The following is a 20,353-nucleotide window of genomic DNA, read 5'->3' on the forward strand; positions in this document are numbered from 1 at the left end:
GGCTAGGCCCGATGGTCCCGCTCTGGTTCACGCTGTCTGCGCTCTGCTTCGTGGGTGCAGCCGTGCTTCTCTACGTCGACATCGACCGTCGACGCGGGCTCGGTCGACGCCGGAAGTCGTGGGCCAAGTCGCACGGCTTCGACTACGAACACGAATCCGCCGACATCCTCACCCGCTGGAAACGCGGCGTCATGTCCACCGTCGGGGACGTCACCGCCAAGAACGTCGTGCTCGGCCAGATCCGCGGCGAGGCGGTGTTCATCTTCGACCTCGAGGACGTCGCCACCGTCATCGCGCTGCACCGCAAGGTCGGCACCAACGTCGTCGTGGACATGCGGCTCAAGGGCATCAAGGAGCCCCGCGAGAACGACATCTGGCTGCTCGGCGCGATCGGGCCCCGGATGGTGTACTCCACCAACCTCGACGCGGCCCGCCGCGCCTGCGACCGGCGCATGGTCACGTTCGCCCACACCGCGCCCGACTGCGCCGAGATCATGTGGAACGAGCAGCACTGGACGCTGATCAGCATGCCGGTCACCAGCACCCGCGCTCAGTGGGACGAGGGGCTGCGTACCGTGCGGCAGTTCAACGACCTGCTGCGCGTGCTGCCCCCGATCCCGCAGACCGATTCCGTGCAGGCCGTCGCCCGGCGCAGCGGTTCGCCGAGCCGGCCGATCACGCCAGGGCCGCACCGTCAGCCGGAACCGCCGCAGGGCCGCCCCGACGCCGGCCGTCCCGGCCCCGCCGCCCCGGCCCGTCCCTATGCGCAGCGTCCCGAGGCCGGCCGCCCCGACGGCCCGCCCGCGGCACGCCCCGACACCGCGCACCGGACCCCGCCGGCACGCAACGGGCACCAGTCGCCCAACTTCCAGCGCTGAGGGCGCCCAGACGCGATGCCTCGTCCTGTTGCCCTGATCACCGGACCGACCTCCGGCCTCGGTGAGGGCTTCGCCCGCCGCTACGCCGCCGACGGCTACGACCTCGTCCTCGTCGCCCGCGACGTCGCCCGCCTCGACACGCTCGCGGACGGTCTGCGCGCCGAGACCGGCGCCGCGGTCGAGGTGCTCCCCGCCGACCTCGCCGACGCCACCGACCGCGCGAAGGTCGCCGAGCGGTTGGCCGACGGCGTCCGGGTGCTCGTCAACAACGCCGGCTTCGGCACCTCCGGGGAGTTCTGGACGGCCGACTATCCGCTGCTGCAGTCCCAGCTCGACGTCAACGTCACCGCGGTCATGCAACTCACCCACGCGGCCCTGCCGCCGATGCTCGACGCGCACGCAGGCACGGTCATCAACGTCGCGAGCGCCGCGGGTCTGTTGCCCGGCAGGGGGTCGACGTACTCGGCGTCCAAAGCGTGGGTGATCGCGTTCTCCGAGGGGCTGGCCAACGGGCTCGGCGGCACCGGGGTGGGCGTGCACGCACTGTGTCCCGGCTTCGTCCGCACCGAATTCCACCAGCGCGCCGGCATCGAGATGTCCGGGACGCCGTCGTGGATGTGGCTCGAGGTCGACGACGTGGTCGGCGACTGCATCGCCGACGTCGCCAAGGAGAAGGTCGTCATCGTGCCCGGCGTGCAGTACAAGGTCATGACCACCGCCAGCCGGCTGGTGCCGCGCAGCCTCGTCCGCGCCATGACACGGACCGTCGGCCGCGGCCGCGGCCGCACCTGATCGCCGGTGCGCGCGCTCATCGCCGTCGTCGCGACGGTTCTGCTCGTCACGGTCACCGGCTGCTCGGACGCCGAGGGCGCGTCCGACACCTACGCCGCGCCGACCGCGAAAGTCGGTGAATCGCTGGCGGTTTCGGGGTGGAACATCTCGGTGTCGAATCTGCGGTTCGAGGCCGACCACGTCCTCGTCGACGTCGACGCCGCCCACTCGGGCGACGGTAAGCCGGTGGCGGCCGAGTCACTGCGATTCGGGCTGTACGGAGCGTTGGCGCACCCGATCGAGGCGAACGGGCTCGGTGGGTGCGAGAACGTCGACGCGCTCACCATCAACCCGCTGTCCGCGCCGAACCCCGACCGGCTCAGCGGCACGGTGTGCCTGGGCCCGCAGCGCGACCAGAACCAGGTGCGCGGCGTCTACGCCTATTCGCCGCAGGACCGGATGGCCGGGACCACCGTCGCCTACGCGGCGGCGTTCCCGGTCGGGCTGCTGCCCACCAAGGACACCGAGACCGGACTCACGCTGAAGACCACCACCCTCGATGCGTTCCGCGCCGACGGCGCTCAGCTGAACCAGGCCGCACTGGGCGATCCCGAGGCCTTCAGCGGCAACGGCTACATGCTGCTCGGCCTCCAGATCGACGGTCTGGCGAGCCGGTACCGCGAGGACTCCGCGCGCCGCGGGGGCCCGCTGATGATCGTCGTCGCGCCGACGCTGCCGGGTAAGGGGCTCAGTTTCGCGTGCGCGGCGTACGGGGCGTCGGTGCTGGTGCTTCCGGATGCGTCGCGTGACGCGGTGAACCTGCGCGCCTCCCTGTGTACGCAGGGTGAGATCAACCAGGCGCTGCTGTTCGCCTCGGTGTCGGTCATCGGGACCCACGCCGCGCTGTGGACCATCGGTGACTGAGGCGCCCGGCCCCACCGAGTGGGGTGAGGGCCCCGGTGTCGGACCGTGGGATCGGGAACGGCTGGGCGACCCGCCCGAGGATCCGCGCTACGACGAGGACCTGCTGCGCGACGGCGACACCCGCAACGTGGTCGACGCCTACCGCTACTGGACCCGCGACGCGATCGTCGCCGACATCGACCGGCGCAGACACCCGTTGCACATCGCGATCGAGAACTTCGGCAACGACGCCAACATCGGTTCGGTGGTGCGCACCGCCAACGCCTTCGCGGTCGACACCGTGCACATCGTCGGCCGTCGCCGCTGGAACCGCCGGGGCGCCATGGTCACCGACCGCTACCAGCGGCTGCGCCACCACGACAGCACGGCCGAACTGCTCGACTTCGCGGCCGGGGCGGGTCTGACCGCCGTCGCGGTCGACAACGTCCCGGGGGCGGTCCCGCTCGAGCACACCGAGCTGCCGCGTGAGTGCCTGCTGATCTTCGGCCAGGAGGGGCCCGGCATCACCGACGACGCGAAAACCGGTGCGCGGCTGACGGTGTCGATCGCCTCATTCGGCTCGACACGCAGTATCAACGCGGCCGTCGCCGCCGGCATCGCCATGCACACCTGGATCGTCCAGCACGCCGACCTCGGCAAGGCCTGGTAGCCGCTCGCGCAGCAGCACCCACACCGTCACCGCCGAGGTGAGCATCAACGCCGCGCCGACACCGGACGCGATCGCCAGTCCGCTGCTGAACGATTCGCGCGCCGCGTCGAGCAGTGCACCGGCCTGCGCGGGCGGGAGCCCGGCGGCCACGTCGGTCGCCGCGGCCAGCGAGTCGCGGGCTTGTGTCGCGGCGGCGGGCGACAGGCCCGGCGGCAGGACGAGGGTGCGGTACACCCCGGTGAGGATCGAGCCGACGACCGCGATGCCCAGCGCCATCCCCAGTTCGTAGGCGGTCTCCGAGACGGCGGCGGCCGCGCCCGCGCGTTCCCGCGGAACGCTGGCCAGGATGACGTCGCTGGCCACGGTGAACGCCAGCCCCAGCCCGACGCCGACCACGAACAGCGCGATGCCGAGGTGCGGGTACGGGGAGGCCGGGTGGATCGTCGTGAGCGTGGCCATCGCGACACCCACCAGGGCGAGGCCCGTGGTCAGCACGGTGCGTCGGGTCCAGCGGCGCACCGCGAACCCGGCCAGCACACCGAACACCGTGGCGGTCACCGCCGCGGGCAGTTCGGCCAGTCCGGCGCCCAGCGGGCTGTACCCCTGCACCAGCTGGAAGTACTGCGACAGGAAGAACACCAGACCCGAAAGGCCCAGCACCGACAGCAGATTCGCCCCGACGACACCCGAGAACGCGCGGTTGGCGAACAACCGGACGTCGATCAACGGGCTGGGCAGCCGCAACTGCCTGCGCACGAACGACGTCAATGCGAGCGCACCGGCCAGGGCGGCCGCCAGGGCGCTCAGCCGTGGGCCGTGCGCCGCGGTTTCTTTGATCGCGTAGACCACGCCGAGGATGCCGACCATCGACAACCCGACGCTGGGCAGATCCCACGGCCCCGGTTCGGGATTGCGGTGCTCGGGCAGCAGGGTGAGCCCGCCGATCAGCAACACGACCATCACGGGCGCGTTGATCAGGAACACCGAACCCCACCAGAAGTGTTCGAGCAGAACGCCGCCCACCACCGGCCCGAGGGCGGCGCCGGCCGAGAACGCGGCCGCCCAGATGCCGACGGCCATGGAGCGCTGCCGGGCATCGGTGAAGATGCCGCGGATCAGCGCGAGGGTGGCCGGCGCCAGCGTCGCCCCCGCGACGCCGAGCAGCGCGCGGGCGCCGATCAGCGCCTCGGCGGTGGGAGCGTAGGCGGTGGCGACCGACACCACCGCGAAAAACGTTGCCCCACTTAGCAGGAGCTTGCGGTGGCCGATGCGGTCACCGAGGCTGCCCATCGTGATCAGCAGGCTGGCGAGCACGAACGAGTAGATGTCGCCGATCCACAGCAGTTCGGTGGCGGAGGTGTGCAGATCGCTGCTGATGAACGGTGTCGCGAGCGCCAGGACGGTGCCGTCGATGCCGATGAGCAGGACCGCGAGGGTGAGCACTCCCAGGGCGAGCCAGCGGCGGGTCATGGGGTCTGCACTCCAGTCAGCAGTAGTTCGGAGATCATGCGCTCGAAGTCGCGGCCGGCCGCTCGGCCGACCTGGATACACCAACCGGCGCCGGCGACGAGGCTGTAGAGCGCTTCGGTCAGCCAGGCCGCGGTCAGGTCGGGACGGAACTCGCCCGCCCGCTGGCCGCGTTCGAACAGCGCGGTGATCGCGGCGTCGGATTCGGCCCAGCCTTGCATGGACTGGTCGCCGTCGATGTCCTGGCTCTGGCTGTAGAGCAGTGCCAGATACGGCGACACCGGCCGGCAGGCGGTGACCAGTCGGCGCAGCGCGTCGGCCGCCGAACCCTCCGACAGCCGCGCGGTCTCGACCGCGGTGCGCATCTCGGCGATCGCGAGGTCGTCGAGTGCGGCCATCAGCGCCGGTTTCCCGGCGAAGTGCCGGTGCAATGTCGCCCGGCTGACGCCGACGGCGGCCGCGATCTCGTCCTGGGTCGCGTTCGGCCGACGGCCCAGGAAGTCCGCGGCAGCGCGCAGCACCGCCTCACGATCCGTCGCCATGAAGCGAGAGTATCTCATCTGAGACATTTTTGTCTCATCGCTTCTTCTCGGAGCGGTTCCCGCGGCGGGTGCGGTGAGGCAGGATCGACCCATGAATCAGCTGTGGGCCAACCGGGCGGCCAGCGCCGAGGCGGCGATCACCCAACGGCATCTGCGACGCCTCTGGGGGCTGCCGGGCACCCAACTCGGTGTGGTGGCCTGGCCGGCGGCCGGCCCGCACAAGCAGTTCCGCACCTGGCACTACTGGTGGCAGGCCCACCTGCTGGACTGTCTCGTCGACGCGCAGGTCCGCGACCCCGGCCCGGAGCGCCGGGCCCGCATCGTCCGGCAGATCCGCGCGCACCGCCTGCGCAACATCGGCCGGTGGACCAACGACTACTACGACGACATGGCGTGGCTGGCGCTGGCCCTGGAACGCGCCGGCCGGCTCGCCGGGGTGGCGAAACCCCGGGCGCTCGAGACGCTGAGTGAGCAGTTCGTGAACTCCTGGGTGCCGGAGGACGGCGGCGGCATCCCGTGGCGCAAACAGGATCAGTTCTTCAACGCGCCGGCCAACGGCCCCGCCGGGATCTTCCTGGCCCGCCACGTCACCGCCCGCGGTGACCGGCTGCGGCGCGCCCAGCAGATGGCCGACTGGATCGACGAGGTGCTCATCGACCCGGAGACCCATCTGGTGTTCGACGGCATCAAGGGTGGATCGCTCGTGCGGGCGCAGTACACGTACTGCCAGGGCGTGGTCCTCGGCCTGGAGACGGAGCTGGCGGCACGCATCGGTGATGACGGCGGGGGTGGCGAACACGCCCTGCGGGTGCACCGGCTGGTCGGCGCGGTCGCCGAACACATGGCCCCCGAAGGGACCATCAAGGGCACCGGCGGCGGGGACGGCGGCCTGTTCAACGGCATCCTCGCGCGCTACCTCGCGCTGGTCGCCACCACGCTCCCGGGGGACACGGCCGAGGACGTCGCGGCCCGCGACACCGCACGACGGATCGTGCTCACGTCCGCGGAGGCGGCATGGGCGAACCGGCAGACCGTCGGGAGTGAGGGCGCCGGGCTCCCGCTGTTCGGCGCATCCTGGGAGCGCACCGCGGAGCTGCCCACCACCGTCGGGCGGCAGGCCGAATCCGTCGAGGGCGCGGTCAACGCCTCCGAGATCCCCGAGCGCGATCTGTCCGTGCAACTCTCGGGCTGGATGCTCATGGAAGCCGCCCACACGGTCAGCGGCCAGCCCTCCGGCGCGGAGCCCGTCGACAGCGAAACCGACACCGAAACCGACACCGAAACAGGGCCCACCGAAACGTGACCGAGGCGCCCGCACGCACCATCGGTTCGCTGCCCAGCCGCTTCAGCCGGGACCCGAAGACCCCGCGCTCGAGCGGTAACCGGGCGGCAGCGCTGTTGCTGGCCTCCACCGTGCTGGCTGTGCTGTGGGCGAATTCGCCCTGGGCGCACACCTATTCGGCATTCTGGGACACCGATGTCGCGGTCAGCTTCGGGGAGTACCGCGCCGCGTTGTCGGTCAAGCACCTCGTCAACGACGGACTGATGGCGTTCTTCTTCTTCATCGTCGGATTGGAGGTCAAGAGCGAGTTCGTGATCGGCGAACTGACCGACCGGTCGCGGGCCGCGGTGCCCGTCGTCGCGGCCATCGCCGGGCTGATCGTTCCCGCCGTCATCTTCCTCGCCTTCAACCCCTCCGGGGAGGACGCGCAGGCCTGGGGTGTGGTGATCTCCACCGACACGGCCTTCCTGGTCGGCGCGCTGGCGGTGATCAAACCCAAATTCCCCGCGCGCCTGCGGATCTTCCTGCTGACGTTGGCCGTCGTCGACGATGTCGGCGCCCTCGGCGCGATCGCGCTGTTCTACACCGACGACCTGGAACTCACCCCGCTGGCGGTCGCCGCGCTGCTCATCGCCGCGCTGGCGCTGGTGCGCAGACTGCCCACCCTGCGCGGACCCGCATACGCCGTACTGGGTTTCGCGTTGTGGATCGCGCTGTACCTCGCCCACGTGCACCCGACGCTGGCGGGTGTGGCCGTCGCGTTGCTCATCCCGGTCTTCACTCCCGAGCGCAGACGGGTCGAGCAGACCGCCGACCTGGTCCGGGCGTTCCGCCAGTCACCGAACCCGCAGTACGCCCGCGCGGTGACCCGTGGCCTGCGCGAGTCGATCTCGATCAACGAGCGGCTGCAGATCGCCGTCGGGCCCTACGTGTCGTACGTGGTGCTGCCGATCTTCGCCCTCGCCAACGCCGGCGTGCACCTCGACGAGGAGACCGTCACCGCCGCGATGAGTTCGACGCTGACGTGGGGCATCGTGGCCGGGTTGGTGATCGGGAAGTTCGTCGGGATCACCGCGGCCACCGCACTCGTGAGCGCCACCCGTTGGGGGCAGCTCGCACCCGGTCTCTCGCTGCGGCGAGTGGCCGGGGGAGCGGCGCTGTCCGGGATCGGTTTCACGATCTCCCTGTTCATCGTCGACGTCGCGATCGAGGACCCGGCCCGTCAGGACGAGGCCCGCGTCGGCGTGCTGGTCGCCTCGGTCCTGGCATTCACGTTGGGCTGGGCGCTCTTTCGGCTCACCGACTGGGTCAGTCCGCCGGAACCGGTCGGGCTCACCCTGGTGCGCGACGTCGATCCGGAGCGCGACCACATCCGCGGTGATCCGGATGCCCCGCTCGTCCTCGTCGAGTACGGCGATTACGAATGCCCCTTCTGCGGCCGCGCGACCGGCGCCATCGACGAGGTGCGCGCCCACTTCGGCGACGACCTGCTGTACGTGTGGCGCCACCTGCCGCTCGAACGCGCGCACCCGCGGTCATTCGACGCCGCCCGCGCCAGCGAGGGCGCCGCGCTGCAGGGCAAGTTCTTCGAGATGGGTCGCGAATTGTTCGCCCACCAGGACGATCTGGAGTGGTCGGACATGTACCGCTACGCGGTCGCGATCGGGCTCGACATCGAGCAGTTCGACCAGGATGTGCGGGTCCATGCCTCGAAGGTGCTGCACCGGGTGCGCGACGACGCGCAGGACGCCGAGGTGATGGACCTCAATTCCACGCCGACGTTCTTCGTCAACGGCACCCGTCACAAGGGCCCGTGGGATGCGGCCAGCCTGATCCGCGCGCTGGAGGCGGCCCGCTAGCCGCCTCAACTCCAGAGGGTGACGTGCACCTTCGGTTTGAACCGGGTGACGCCGACGCCGCTGCCGCGGATCATCGCCTGTGTGCAGCGGGGTGTGGTGATGAACCGCACCAGTTCCGAGGCCGCCGGTTGGCGCGCGGCCGGGGTCAGCGTCGAGGCGAACCACTCCCCGGACGACTGCAGGCCCGGCCCCTTGATCTGCACCAGGCGGCGCGACGACAGATCCTTCGACACCGCGAATCCGAGGGTCAGCGTCACGCCGCCGACGCGCTGCACCTCCTCGAGCGCGGCCGCCTCGCTCTGGAAGATGCGCTGCCGGGACTCCGGGATCGCCAGGTTCCGCAGCATCGCGGCGACCTCACCGTCGACGCTGCCCGCCGACGGACCCAGCATCCAGTCCTGCTCGCGCAACCGCTCGGCGGTCGGGACGCCCCGGCCAGCGGTGTTGTCCGGGCCGGCGACGGCGATGATCTGGTATTTGAGGAAGGGGCGGACGACGAGGCCGGGTCCGGGGTCGGCGGGCGCCGGGCCGAGCGTGATGTCGACCGCCCGTGACTCGACGAGGTCACGGAACCGGCTCGTCGGATGCACCGACAACTCCACCGAGAGGTCGTCGGCTCGCGAGGAGAACAGCTCGATCAGTCCGGGCGCGGCGTGTTCGGCGAACATCGTCGACGCAGCGATGCGCAGCAACCGCCTGCCGTGAGCCGCTTCGGTCACCTCGATCGCGGTCTGCTGCTGCAGTCCCAGGATCTCGATGGCGCGGCTGGCGAGCCGGAGGCCGCCCGGGGTGAACGCCAACCCCGCCGACGTCCGGCTGAACAGCGGATCGTCGAGTTCCTTGCGCAGCTGCGTGACGTGCATGGAGATACCCGCGTCCGACATGCCGAGCTCCTCGGCGGCCGCGCGCACGGAACCCAGTCGCACCACCGCCGAATAGGCCCGGAGCTGAGCGGGTGTCACGGTGTGCAGCCTACGGTGGGCCTACATTGGGCAGCGTGAGAGACGTGCTGAGCGCCCTGTCAGCAGTGTGGCGGACCGGCGGCACGGCGGGTGTGGCGACGGTCGTGCGCACCTTCCGGTCGGCGCCGCGCCAGCCCGGCGCCGCGATGGTGGTGGCGCCCGACGGCACGGTGACCGGTTCGGTGTCGGGAGGCTGCGTCGAGGGCGCCGTGTACGAACTCGCCGGTGACGTCGTCGGCAGCGGGATTCCGGCGCTGCAGCGTTACGGCGTCAGCGATGACGACGCCTTCGCCGTCGGGTTGACGTGCGGCGGCATCCTCGACGTGTTCGTCGAGCCCGTCTCGCCGGCGACGTTCCCCGACCTCGAGGCCGTCGTCGAGGACATCGAGTCGCATCGCCCCGTCGCGTTGGCCACCGTCATCGCCCACCCCGACCCCACCCGGGTGGGGCGTCGCCTGGTGGTCCGCCCCGACGCCGTGAGCGGCACGCTGGGATCGCCGCGCGCCGACGCCGCGGTGACCGACGACGCCCGGGGGCTGTTGGCCACCGGTCGCAACGAGGTGTTGACCTACGGACCCGACGGCCAGCGGCGCGGTGCGGGCATGGAGGTGTTCGTCGCGGCGTACGCCCCGCGGCCGCGAATGCTGGTGTTCGGCGCCATCGACGTCGCCGCCGCCGTGGCACAGCAGGGGTCCTTCCTCGGCTACCAGGTGACGGTGTGCGACGCCCGGCCGGTGTTCGCCACCACCGCCCGCTTCCCCACCGCCGACGAGGTCGTCGTCGACTGGCCGCACCGCTACCTGACCGCGCAGATCGAGGCCGGTGCCGTCGACGCGAGAACCGTCATCTGCCTGCTGACCCACGACCCCAAGTTCGACGTCCCGCTGCTGGAGGTGGCCCTGCGGTTGCCCGACCACGCGCGGGTCGCCTACATCGGCGCCATGGGTTCGCGTCGCACGCACGCCGACCGGCTGGCCCGGCTGCGGGAGGCCGGCCTCACCGACGCCGAACTCGACCGGCTGGCGAGCCCCATCGGGCTCGACATCGGGGCCCGCACGCCCGAGGAGACGGCGGTCTCGATCGCCGCCGAGATCATCGCCGCCCGGTGGGGTGGAACCGGCCGCCGGCTCACCGACACCGACGGCCGCATCCACCATGAGCAGGGCAAAGACAGTGAGTTAAGTGATTCCTTAACCCGGTATTGACGCCCGCGTCGGGCGGGCCGACACTGAAGGCCCTTCCGACGATTGTGAGGGCGATCACATGCAGGTGCCCGGTCCCTTCGAATACGAACGCGCCACCAGCGTCGACCACGCGATCGGCCTGCTCGACCGGCTCGGTGACGGCGCCATGATCGTGGCGGGCGGACACAGCCTGCTGCCGATGATGAAGTTGCGCATCGCGAACCCGGAGTACCTGGTCGACATCAACGACCTGACCGGCGAACTGGGCTACATCACCGTCGGCGCCAAGGCCGTGCACATCGGCGCGATGACCCGGCATCGGCAGGTCCTCGAATCAACCGAGCTGGCCGAGGCGTGCCCGATCTTCGCCGACGCCGAACACATGATCGCGGACCCGGTGGTCCGCAACCGCGGCACGCTGGGCGGGTCGCTGTGCCAGGCCGACCCCGCCGAGGACCTCACCACCGTCTGCCAGACCCTCGGAGCGGTCTGCGTGGCCCGCGGACCGTCCGGTCAGCGCGAGATCCCGATCGACGACTTCCTCGAAGGGCCGTACGAGACGTCGTTGGCGCACAACGAGATCCTGACCGAGGTGCGTGTCCCGCTGTCGCCGAACACCTCCAGCGCCTACACGAAAGTCGAGCGCCGGGTGGGGGATTGGGCGGTCACGGCCGCAGGGGCGATGGTCACGCTCGACGGTGACGCCATCACCGCCGCCCGCATCGGCCTCACCGCGGTGAACCCCGATGCCGATGCGTTGGCCGCGGCCGGTGCGGCACTGGTCGGGCGGACCGCCGACGAGGACACGTTCGCCGACGCGGGCCGTCTGGCCGCCGAGGCGTGCGCACCCGACTCGGACATGCGGGGCAGCGCCGAGTACAAGCGCCACCTCGCCTCCGAACTGACCGTCCGCAACCTGCGCACCGCGGTGCGGCGCATCCGAGAGAGGGCCTGAGCATGCAGGTGACCATGACCGTCAACGGCGAGCAGGTGAGCGCCGACGTCGAACCGCGGATGCTGCTGGTGCACTTCCTGCGGGACCAGTTGCGGCTCACCGGAACCCACTGGGGCTGTGACACCAGCAACTGCGGGACGTGCGTGGTGCTCGTCGACGGCGAGCCCGTGAAGTCGTGCACCATGCTGGCCGTGATGGCAGGCGGCCACGACGTCCGCACGGTGGAGGGACTCGAGATCGACGGGACGCTCGACCCGGTTCAGGAAGGGTTCATGCAGTGCCACGGCCTGCAGTGCGGGTTCTGCACCCCGGGCATGATGATCACCGCCCGCGCCCTGCTGGACCGCAACCCCGACCCCACCGAGGGCGAGATCCGCGAAGCGATATCCGGGCAGATCTGCCGGTGCACCGGATACACCACGATCGTGCGGTCGGTGCAGTGGGCCGCTGAGCACGCGCGCGGCCGCGTCGTCGAACCGGCCCCGTCCGCAGACGATTTCGCACCGCAGGCGCAGCGCGACGACACCCTCGGCCCGGTGGCCGGGGACCATCTCATCGAGACAGGAAGCCCATCATGACGGCGGTGGAGGAGCGCCCGGAGGCGCAGGCGGACAACGACAAGAAGCCGTGCGGCTACGGCCGGATGCTCCGCAAGGAGGATCCGCGGTTCATCCGCGGGCGCGGTAACTACGTCGACGACGTCCAGCTGCCCGGCATGCTGCACCTGGCGATCCTCCGCTCCCCGTACGCGCATGCGCGCATCGCGAGCATCGACACCTCGGCCGCCGAGGCGCATCCGAAGGTCAAGGCGGTCGTCACCGGCGCGGACCTGGCGGAGAAGGGCCTGGCGTGGATGCCGACCCTGTCCAACGACGTGCAGGCCGTACTCGCCACGGACAAGGTGCGGTTCCAAGGCCAGGAGGTGGCGTTCGTCGTCGCCGAGGACCGCTACTCGGCCCGCGACGGCGTCGAGCTGATCGACGTCGACTACGAGCCTCTCGACCCGGTCATCGACGTCCGTCGGGCACTGGACCCCGAGGCGGAGGTGATCCGCACCGACCTCGATGGCAAGACCGACAACCACTGCTTCGACTGGGAGACCGGCGACGCCGCCGCCACCGACGCGGCGTTCGACAGGGCCGACGTCGTGGTCAAACAGGAGATCGTCTATCCGCGTGTGCATCCCGCGCCGATGGAGACCTGCGGGGCGGTCGCCGACCTCGACCCGGTCAGCGGGAAGCTCACGCTGTGGTCGACCACCCAGGCGCCGCACGCGCACCGCACGCTGTACGCCCTGGTCGCCGGGCTGCCCGAGCACAAGATCCGGGTGATCTCGCCCGACATCGGCGGCGGCTTCGGTAACAAGGTGCCGATCTATCCCGGATACGTCTGCGCCATCGTGGGTTCGCTGCTGCTCGGCAAGCCGGTCAAGTGGATGGAGGACCGCAGCGAGAACCTGACCTCGACCGGATTCGCCCGCGACTACATCATGGTCGGCGAGATCGCCGCCACCCGCGACGGCAGGATCCTGGCCATCCGCTCGAACGTGCTGGCCGACCACGGCGCGTTCAACGGCGTTGCGGCGCCGACGAAGTACCCGGCCGGCTTCTTCGGGGTGTTCACCGGCAGTTACGACATCGAGGCCGCCTACTGCCACATGACCGCCGTGTACACGAACAAGGCGCCCGGCGGGGTGGCCTACGCATGCTCGTTCCGGATCACCGAGGCGGTGTACTTCGTCGAGCGGCTGGTGGACTGCCTGGCCTTCGAGCTGAAGATGGACCCTGCCGCGTTGCGGTTGCAGAACCTGCTCAAACCCGATCAGTTCCCGTACCGGTCGAAGACCGGGTGGACCTACGACTCCGGCGACTACGAGACCACCATGCGCAAGGCCATGGAGATGATCGGCTACGACCGACTGCGGGCCGAACAGGCCGAGAAACGTGAGCGCGGCGAACTGATGGGCATCGGGATGGCGTTCTTCACCGAAGCCGTGGGCGCCGGGCCGCGCAAGGACATGGACATCCTGGGACTCGGCATGGCCGACGGCTGTGAGCTGCGGGTGCATCCGACCGGCAAGGCCGTGGTCCGGCTGTCGGTCCAGACCCAGGGGCAGGGCCACGAGACCACCTTCGCCCAGATCGTCGCCGAGGAGTTGGGCATCCCGCCCGACGACATCGAGGTGGTGCACGGCGACACCGACCAGACCCCGTTCGGCTTGGGCACCTACGGCAGCCGCTCCACCCCGGTGTCGGGCGCGGCGGCCGCGTTGGTCGCGCGCAAGGTGCGGGACAAGGCGAAGATCATCGCCTCGGGGATGTTGGAGGCGTCGGTCGCCGACCTCGAGTGGGACAAGGGCGCCTTCCACGTCAAGGGCGACCCGGCGGCGTCGGTGACCATCCAGGACATCGCGATGCGCGCGCACGGCGCCGGCGACCTGCCGGAGGGTATCGAGGGTGGGCTGGACGCCCAGATCTGTTACAACCCGGAGAACCTCACGTATCCGTACGGTGCCTACTTCTGCGTGGTCGACGTCGATCCGGGCACCGCGGTCGTCAAGGTCCGACGCTTCCTCGCCGTCGACGACTGCGGCACGCGGATCAACCCGATGATCATCGAGGGCCAGGTGCACGGCGGCATCGTCGACGGGATCGGGATGGCGCTCATGGAGATGATCGCGTTCGACGAGGAAGGCAACTGCCTCGGCGGGTCGCTGATGGACTATCTGATCCCCACCGCGCTGGAGGTACCGAACCTGGAGACCGGCCACACCGTCACCCCGTCCCCGCACCACCCGATCGGCGCCAAGGGAATCGGTGAGTCCGCCACGGTCGGTTCGCCGCCCGCGGTTGTGAACGCGGTCGTCGATGCGTTGGCGCCGTTCGGCGTTCGGCACGCGGACATGCCGCTCACCCCCTCGCGGGTGTGGGAGGCCATGCAGGGCCGGCCGACACCGCCCATCTGATCATGAGGTCCGCCACCACGATGCACGACCGTGCGCAGCAGCTGCTGCGGACGCGCACCCCGTTCGTCCGCGCCACGGTGGTGCGGGCCCAGCAGCCGACGTCGGCGCACCCCGGCGACGAGGCGATCCTGTTGTCCGACGGCACCATCGAGGGTTTCGTCGGCGGCGAGTGCGCGCAGAACTCGGTGCGCAAGGCGGCGCTCGGGGCGCTGCAGTCGAACCAGAGCGTCCTGCTGCGGGTGCTACCCGACGGGGACGTGCACTTCCCGGACGCCCCCGGCGCATGCGTCGTGGTCAACCCCTGCCTGTCCGGCGGAGCCCTGGAGATCTTCCTGGTGCCCGAGGTGCCGCCGCCGCTGGTGCGGATCTGCGGGGCCACGCCGATCGCCGAGGCGCTGACCGAGGTGTGCGCCGTCCTCGGGTACGAGGTCACCCGCTCGGCGGGCGAACTCGCCGACACCACCGCGGTCGTGATCGCCAGCCACGGCGGACCGGAAGCCGAGATGATCCGCGCCGCACTCGATGCCGGTGTCGGGTACATCGGGCTGGTGGCCAGCCGGGTGCGCGGCGCCGCGGTGCTCGACGGCCTGCACCTGACCGACGTCGAGCGCGCCCGGGTGCACACCCCGGTCGGTCTGCCGATCGGCGCCCGCACCGCGGCCGAGATCGCGGTGTCCATTGCGGCGGAACTGATCTCGGCCATTCACGTCGACGCAGCCGCGCCGCGGGTCGCCGAGGCGGGCACTGCGGAGGACCATCATCACTGCCACTGACCCGCCCTTCGTCGACGTCGCCGACGTCGTCGCCCGTTTCGACCGGCGGGACCACCTCCTCGACACCGGCACCGCCTCCGCGATCTATCTGGCGACGACACTCGGCCGCCCGCTGCTGCTCGAGGGTGAGCCGGGGGTCGGGAAGACCACGGCGGCCAAGACCCTCGCCGACGTGCTCGGCGCACCGCTGGTCCGGTTGCAGTGTTACGAGGGGCTGACAGCGGGAGAAGCGCTCTACGACTGGAACTACCAGCGGCAGCTGCTGAGCATCCGCCTGGCCGAGGCGCGCGGTGACCGCATCACCGAAGCCGACCTCTACACCGAGACGTATCTGGCCGACCGGCCCATCCTGCGGTGCGTGCGGCACTCCGGCCCGGCACCGCCGGTGCTGCTGATCGACGAGATCGACCGCGCGGACGACGAATTCGAGGCACTGCTGCTCGAGTTCCTCGGCGAGTCGAGCGTGACCGTCCCCGAGATCGGCACCTTCGTCGCCGCCGCGCCGCCCATCGCCGTGCTCACCTCCAACCGCAGCCGCGACCTGCACGACGCGTTGCGGCGGCGTTGTCTGTACCACTGGATCGACTACCCGGAGCCGGAACGGGCCGTGGCCATTCTCCGCAGGAGCGTGCCCGGCGCCACCACCGCGCTCATCGAGCAGGCTGCGCAATTCGTCGGCGTGGCAAGGGAACTCGACCTGGACAAACCGCCGGGGATCGCGGAGACCATCGACTGGGTGGCCGCCCTGGTGACCCTGGGGGTGGCCGAACTCGTCGAGTCCGTCGACACCGTCCTCGCCGGCTTCAGCGCGCTGGCCAAGACGCCCGACGACCGTGCGGTGCTGCGCGATGCGCTGGTCGACCACAGTTGGACATGAGGCAGGAAGGAAGTCGATGAAGATCGCGAACGAGTTCACGGTGAGCGCGCCGATCGAGCGGGCCTGGGATGTGCTGACCGACCTCGAACAGGTCATCCCGTTGATGCCGGGAGCGTCGATGACCGGGCGTGACGGCGACGACGTGATGGGCAAGGTCAAGGTCAAGGTGGGACCGGTGACCAGTGAGTTCAACGGCAAGGTCCACTTCGTCGAGCAGAACCGGGCCGAGCACCGCGCCGTCATCGACGGCCGCGGCAAGGAGGCGCGCGGCACGGGCAACGCCGCGGCGACCGTCACCGCACAACTGCACCCCGCCGGCGATCACACCCGCGTCACCGTCGACACCGATCTGAAGATCGTCGGCAAGCTCGCGCAGTTCGGCAGCGGCATGCTGCAGCAGGTGTCGGAGAAGCTGCTCGGCCAGTTCGTCGAATCGCTGGAGACCAAGCTCGCCGACGACGCCGCCCCGCCCGCCGCCGGCCAGGAGGTCGCCGCACCCGATCAGCCGGTGGCTCCCGCCCCGCCGGCCCCGCCTGCCCCGCCGGTCGAGGCGCCGCCCATCGACCTGCTCGATCTCGCCGGCGGCGGAGCCGTCAAGAAGTACGCGCCGCCGGCCGTCGGCGCGCTGCTTCTGCTCCTGGTGCTGCTGCTGGTGACGCGACGCCGACGGCGATGAGCACACCCCTGCTGCTGCGCGGGGTCGACCTGGCGGCGTTCGCGGTCGCGCTGGTCGCGAGGCTGCGCGGCGGCGGGGTGGTGGTATCGGCCAGCGGGCCCGCGGAGTTCGTGCACGCGATGCGGGCCCTGCGGCCCAGCCGGCGCACCGACCTGTACTGGGCCGCCCGCCTGACCCTGGTCAACCGCGCCGACGATCTCGAGACCTTCGACCGTGTGTTCGAGGCGGTGTTCGCCGACGCGGTGCTGGGCCTCGACCCGGCCGGGATGAGACAGCGGTCCACCGATCCGGTGGCGTCGAGTCCGGCAGCCCGGCCCGGGCAGGGTCCGCCGCAGGACGTCGACGGCTTGCCGTGGATCACCCGGCCGGCGAACATCAGCGCGGCCGCCGGATCGGAGGGCACGATCACGCTGCCCGACGTGCTGCCCAGCCGGATCGTCGCGCGCGCCGACGAGCCGTTCGACCAGTTCGAGCCCGAGGATCTTCGGCTGCTCGGCCAGTGGCTGGAGGACGCCGCGCCCCACTGGCCGCGCCGCCGCACCCTGCGCCGTCGAGCACACCCTCGCGGCGATCGCATCGACCTTCGTCGTACCGTCCGGGCATCCCGCACCACCGGATGGGAGCCCATCCAGCTCACCCGTACGCGTCGTCGGCACCGGGATCGCCGCATCGTGCTGATCTGCGACGTCAGCCGCTCCATGCAGGCCTACGCGACGGTCTACCTGCACCTCATGCGGGCGGTGATGATGCGGAAGGACCGCCTCCGGCCCGAGGTGTTCGCGTTCTCGACGTCACTGACCCGGCTCACCGCGGTGCTGTCCCACCGGTCACCGGAGCTGGCGCTGGTCCGGGCCAACGAGACGGTGGCCGACCGCTACGGCGGCACACACGTCGGGCGCAGCATCGGTGAACTGGTGTCGGGTTCCCACGGCGCGGTCCTGCGCGGGGCGGTGGTGATCATCGCCTCGGACGGATGGGACAGCGACCCTCCGGACGTCCTGGTGCACGCGCTGGCCCGGGTCCGCCGCCGGGCGTATCGCGTGGTGTGGCTCAACCCGCGCGCCGCCCATGCCGATTACCGGCCACTGGCCGGCTCGATGGCCGCGGCGCTGCCCTTCTGCGACGACTTCATGCCGGCCCACTCGATCAGCGGGCTCCGGGACCTGTTCGACGTGCTGATGCGCGGGCGAAGTGGGCCCGCCGCCCCGCACCGGATGCCATGCTGAGGGCCATGGATCAATTTCGGCGCGACGGTCTGGTGTTCGACGTTCGGGACGAGGGACCGGCCGACGGCCCGGTCGTGGTGCTGCTGCACGGTTTCCCGCAGCGCAACAGCAGCTGGGACGCGATCATCGAGCGGCTCACCGCGCAGGGCTACCGCTGCCTGGCGCCGAACCAGCGGGGGTACTCTCCCGGCGCGCGGCCGAAGCGGCGCCGTGACTACCGCATCCCCGAACTGGTCGCCGACGTCGGCGCCCTGATCGATGCGAGCGGAGCCGACCGGGTGCACCTCGTCGGCCACGACTGGGGCGCCGCCGTCGCATGGAGCGTCGCCGCGGAGATGCCCGAGCGGCTCGCCACCCTGGTTCCGGTGTCCGTGCCGCATCCGGGGGCGTTTCTCAAGGCGATCCCCACCAGCAGACAGGGTCTGGCCTCCTGGTACATGTACTTCTTCCAGCTGCCGTACCTGCCCGAGCGGCTGCTCCTCGGGCAGGGCGGCCGGGTCGCGAACCGCTGGTTGCAGCGCATCGGTCAGACCTCAGAGCGCGCCGAACGCGACGTCGCCGCGATGCGCGAACCGGGCGCGCTGACCGCGGGCATCAACTGGTACCGGGGGATGCCGTTGATGGATCCGCGCGCCGCCGGCGGCAAGATCACGGTCCCGACGCTGTTCGTCTGGAGCGACAACGACCCCGCGCTGTTGGCCAAGGCGGCCTACGACACCGTCAACTACGTGTCCGGGGAGTACCGCTTCGAGGTGATGTCCGGTGCCTCGCATTGGATCCCCGAGGAACGCCCCGACGAACTGGCCGGCCTGATGCTGGAGTGGTTCGCCGCCCACCCGAGCGCCTGACCTCTCCGCGGTCCGGTTAGGTTGGGCCGGTGAGCGAATCCAGCAGGCCGACCATCGAATTCCCCGCCCGTATCGGTGTCTGGTGGGCCAGCGAGACCTGGTCGATCACCGACGCGCAGGACGTCGCGCGCGAGATCGAGGCGCTCGGCTACGGCTCGCTGTTCATCCCCGAGGTGACGGGCAAGGAGTGCCTGACCCAGTCGGCGGCGTTCCTGTCCGCGACCGACCGGCTGGTGATCGGCACCGGCATCGCGAACATCCACATCCGGCTGCCCTCGGCGGCCGAGACCGGTGGGCGCACGCTCAACGCGCTGCACCCGAACCGCTTCGTGCTCGGGCTCGGCGTGAGCCACGCCCCGCTGGTCGAGCACGGCATGGGTGGGACGTACTCGAAACCGCTGGCGACGATGCGGTCCTACCTCGAGAAGATGGCCGCGGTGTCGGAGGCGATCGAGCCCGGTGCGCCCCGGCCGACCCGGCTGCTCGCCGCGCTCGGCCCGAAGATGATCGAGCTGTCCGGCACGCACGCGGACGGCGCCCACCCGTACCTCGTCACCCCCGAGCAGACCCGCACCACCCGCGACATCCTCGGGCCGGACAAGTGGATCGTGTCGGAGCAGGCCGTCGCGATCGGCGGGGACGACGCCGACCAGTTGCGCCGCGCGCACCAGCACCTCGAGGTCTACAGCGGGTTGCCGAACTACCGCAATTCGTGGCTGCGGCAGGGGTTCGACGAGTTGGATCTGGTGCGCGGCGGATCGGACCGGCTGGCCCGCGGGGTCGTCGGCATGGGGTCGGTCGCTGACGCCGCCGCCTCGGTGACGGCGCATCTGGACGCCGGCGCCGACCACGTGGTGCTGCAGGTGCTCGGCGACAACCCGATGGCCGACCCGCGGCCGGCGCTGCGTGAGCTCGCCGACGCGCTGGGGCTCGGGAAGTAGGCAGCGCGCTCACGAATACCGCTGAGCGTCAACCGATCTCGGCTCAGTTGGCGGTGGGTGGTGGGGGCTCGTAAGGGGTGTACCACCACCAGTCGGCGCGTTCGCCGGATGGTCCGCGGTAGGGCGGCACGGTCGGTGGGGCGGTGGTGGGTGGCCGCGCCAACGACCCCGAGTGCATGGTGTGCCCCCGGCTGTCGGTGATGACCAGTTGGCCGGCCGGTCCGGTGATGGTGATGAGTCCGCGGTGGTGGGCCCGGTGATGGAACGGGCAGAGCAGCACGAGGTTGTCCAGGTCGGTCGGTCCGCCGTCTTCCCAATGCTGGAGGTGGTGGGCGTGCAGCCCGCGGGTGGCCCCACAACCCGGCACGACGCAGGTGCGGTCGCGGTGCTCGAGGGCGCGGCGCAGGCGGCGGTTGATCAGTCGGGTGGTGCGCCCGGCGCCGAGGGGTTGGCCGTCGCGTTCGAACCAGACCTCGCAGGTGGCGTCACAGCTGAGGTAGCGGCGATCGGCATCCGACAGCAGCGGGCCGAGGTGGAGGGCGGCGATGCGGTCTTTGATGTCGAGATGCATGAC

General features: G+C 70.8%; 20 protein-coding genes. 16 read left to right on the plus strand and 4 right to left on the minus strand.

Annotated features, from left to right (window positions below; translation table 11 throughout):
- The first annotated feature begins 11 nt into the window (after positions 1 to 11).
- From ttfA to AU196_RS12140, 4 genes are read left to right on the plus strand one after another with little or no spacing between them, the layout of a single operon-like run.
- Positions 12 to 878: a trehalose monomycolate transport factor TtfA gene (gene ttfA / locus AU196_RS12125; protein ID WP_059095322.1), complete on the plus strand. Its 867-nt coding sequence runs from the start codon at positions 12 to 14 to the stop codon at positions 876 to 878.
- Between the two features lie 15 nt (positions 879 to 893).
- A complete protein-coding gene (locus AU196_RS12130; protein ID WP_059095323.1) occupies positions 894 to 1,670 on the plus strand; it encodes an SDR family NAD(P)-dependent oxidoreductase in 777 nt (258 codons plus the stop codon).
- A 6-nt stretch (positions 1,671 to 1,676) separates the two neighbouring features.
- Positions 1,677 to 2,573 carry a hypothetical protein gene (locus AU196_RS12135; RefSeq protein WP_059095324.1) on the plus strand — a complete coding sequence of 299 codons (897 nt, stop codon included), beginning with the start codon at positions 1,677 to 1,679 and terminating at the stop codon, positions 2,571 to 2,573.
- Positions 2,566 to 3,222, plus strand: a complete 657-nt coding sequence (locus AU196_RS12140) for a TrmH family RNA methyltransferase (protein WP_059095325.1) — start codon at positions 2,566 to 2,568, stop codon at positions 3,220 to 3,222. Before AU196_RS12135 ends, AU196_RS12140 begins: the two co-directional genes overlap by 8 nt.
- On the opposite strand, the gene AU196_RS12145 is transcribed toward AU196_RS12140, so the two are convergent.
- A complete protein-coding gene (locus AU196_RS12145) occupies positions 3,124 to 4,692 on the minus strand; it encodes an MFS transporter (RefSeq protein ID WP_059095326.1) in 1,569 nt (522 codons plus the stop codon). The genes AU196_RS12140 and AU196_RS12145 overlap by 99 nt on opposite strands.
- Positions 4,689 to 5,231: a TetR/AcrR family transcriptional regulator gene (locus AU196_RS12150; protein ID WP_059095327.1), complete on the minus strand. Its 543-nt coding sequence runs from the start codon at positions 5,229 to 5,231 to the stop codon at positions 4,689 to 4,691. Before AU196_RS12150 ends, AU196_RS12145 begins: the two co-directional genes overlap by 4 nt.
- Positions 5,232 to 5,322: 91 nt before the next feature.
- Here AU196_RS12150 and AU196_RS12155 point away from each other — a divergent pair, with 91 nt between their 5' ends.
- On the plus strand, positions 5,323 to 6,534 hold the full coding sequence (locus AU196_RS12155) for a glycoside hydrolase family 76 protein (RefSeq protein WP_059095328.1): 1,212 nt from the start codon (positions 5,323 to 5,325) through the stop codon (positions 6,532 to 6,534).
- On the plus strand, positions 6,531 to 8,372 hold the full coding sequence (gene nhaA / locus AU196_RS12160; RefSeq protein ID WP_059095329.1) for a Na+/H+ antiporter NhaA: 1,842 nt from the start codon (positions 6,531 to 6,533) through the stop codon (positions 8,370 to 8,372). Before AU196_RS12155 ends, nhaA begins: the two co-directional genes overlap by 4 nt.
- A 5-nt stretch (positions 8,373 to 8,377) precedes the next feature.
- Here the strand turns inward: nhaA and AU196_RS12165 are convergent, their stop codons facing one another.
- On the minus strand, positions 8,378 to 9,334 hold the full coding sequence (locus AU196_RS12165) for a LysR family transcriptional regulator (protein ID WP_059095330.1): 957 nt from the start codon (positions 9,332 to 9,334) through the stop codon (positions 8,378 to 8,380).
- A gap of 35 nt (positions 9,335 to 9,369) precedes the next feature.
- Here AU196_RS12165 and AU196_RS12170 point away from each other — a divergent pair, with 35 nt between their 5' ends.
- The 10 genes from AU196_RS12170 to AU196_RS12215 are packed head-to-tail and all read left to right on the plus strand — an operon-like array spanning position 9,370 to position 19,779.
- A complete protein-coding gene (locus tag AU196_RS12170; RefSeq protein WP_059095331.1) occupies positions 9,370 to 10,539 on the plus strand; it encodes an XdhC family protein in 1,170 nt (389 codons plus the stop codon).
- Positions 10,540 to 10,597: 58 nt separating this feature from the next.
- The gene (locus tag AU196_RS12175; protein WP_059095332.1) at positions 10,598 to 11,473 is read left to right on the plus strand and encodes an FAD binding domain-containing protein; all 876 of its coding nucleotides are present in this window, start codon (positions 10,598 to 10,600) and stop codon (positions 11,471 to 11,473) included.
- Between the two features lie 2 nt (positions 11,474 to 11,475).
- Positions 11,476 to 12,051, plus strand: a complete 576-nt coding sequence (locus tag AU196_RS12180; protein WP_059095333.1) for a (2Fe-2S)-binding protein — start codon at positions 11,476 to 11,478, stop codon at positions 12,049 to 12,051.
- On the plus strand, positions 12,048 to 14,438 hold the full coding sequence (locus AU196_RS12185) for an aerobic carbon-monoxide dehydrogenase large subunit (RefSeq protein ID WP_059095334.1): 2,391 nt from the start codon (positions 12,048 to 12,050) through the stop codon (positions 14,436 to 14,438). The genes AU196_RS12180 and AU196_RS12185 overlap by 4 nt, the downstream gene beginning before the upstream one ends.
- Positions 14,439 to 14,440: 2 nt before the next feature.
- The gene (locus AU196_RS12190; protein WP_059095347.1) at positions 14,441 to 15,211 is read left to right on the plus strand and encodes an XdhC family protein; all 771 of its coding nucleotides are present in this window, start codon (positions 14,441 to 14,443) and stop codon (positions 15,209 to 15,211) included.
- Positions 15,198 to 16,088 (plus strand): AAA family ATPase, encoded by an 891-nt coding sequence (locus AU196_RS12195; RefSeq protein WP_082695696.1) that lies wholly within the window; start codon positions 15,198 to 15,200, stop codon positions 16,086 to 16,088. Before AU196_RS12190 ends, AU196_RS12195 begins: the two co-directional genes overlap by 14 nt.
- Before the next feature lie 16 nt (positions 16,089 to 16,104).
- Complete coding sequence (locus AU196_RS12200) at positions 16,105 to 16,764, plus strand: SRPBCC family protein (protein ID WP_059095336.1); 660 nt, start codon at positions 16,105 to 16,107, stop codon at positions 16,762 to 16,764.
- Positions 16,761 to 17,990, plus strand: a complete 1,230-nt coding sequence (locus tag AU196_RS12205) for a vWA domain-containing protein (RefSeq protein ID WP_059095337.1) — start codon at positions 16,761 to 16,763, stop codon at positions 17,988 to 17,990. The genes AU196_RS12200 and AU196_RS12205 overlap by 4 nt, the downstream gene beginning before the upstream one ends.
- 5 nt (positions 17,991 to 17,995) lie before the next feature.
- Positions 17,996 to 18,838, plus strand: coding sequence for an alpha/beta fold hydrolase (locus AU196_RS12210; RefSeq protein ID WP_059095338.1), 843 nt, complete (start codon positions 17,996 to 17,998; stop codon positions 18,836 to 18,838).
- A 29-nt stretch (positions 18,839 to 18,867) separates the two neighbouring features.
- On the plus strand, positions 18,868 to 19,779 hold the full coding sequence (locus tag AU196_RS12215; RefSeq protein WP_059095339.1) for an LLM class F420-dependent oxidoreductase: 912 nt from the start codon (positions 18,868 to 18,870) through the stop codon (positions 19,777 to 19,779).
- A 43-nt stretch (positions 19,780 to 19,822) separates the two neighbouring features.
- On the opposite strand, the gene AU196_RS12220 is transcribed toward AU196_RS12215, so the two are convergent.
- A partial coding sequence (locus AU196_RS12220; RefSeq protein ID WP_082695698.1) for an HNH endonuclease signature motif containing protein occupies positions 19,823 to 20,353 on the minus strand: 531 nt, incomplete at its 5' end.

Origin of the sequence: Mycobacterium sp. IS-1742, assembly GCF_001500125.1 — a bacterium.
Lineage (GTDB): Bacteria > Actinomycetota > Actinomycetes > Mycobacteriales > Mycobacteriaceae > Mycobacterium.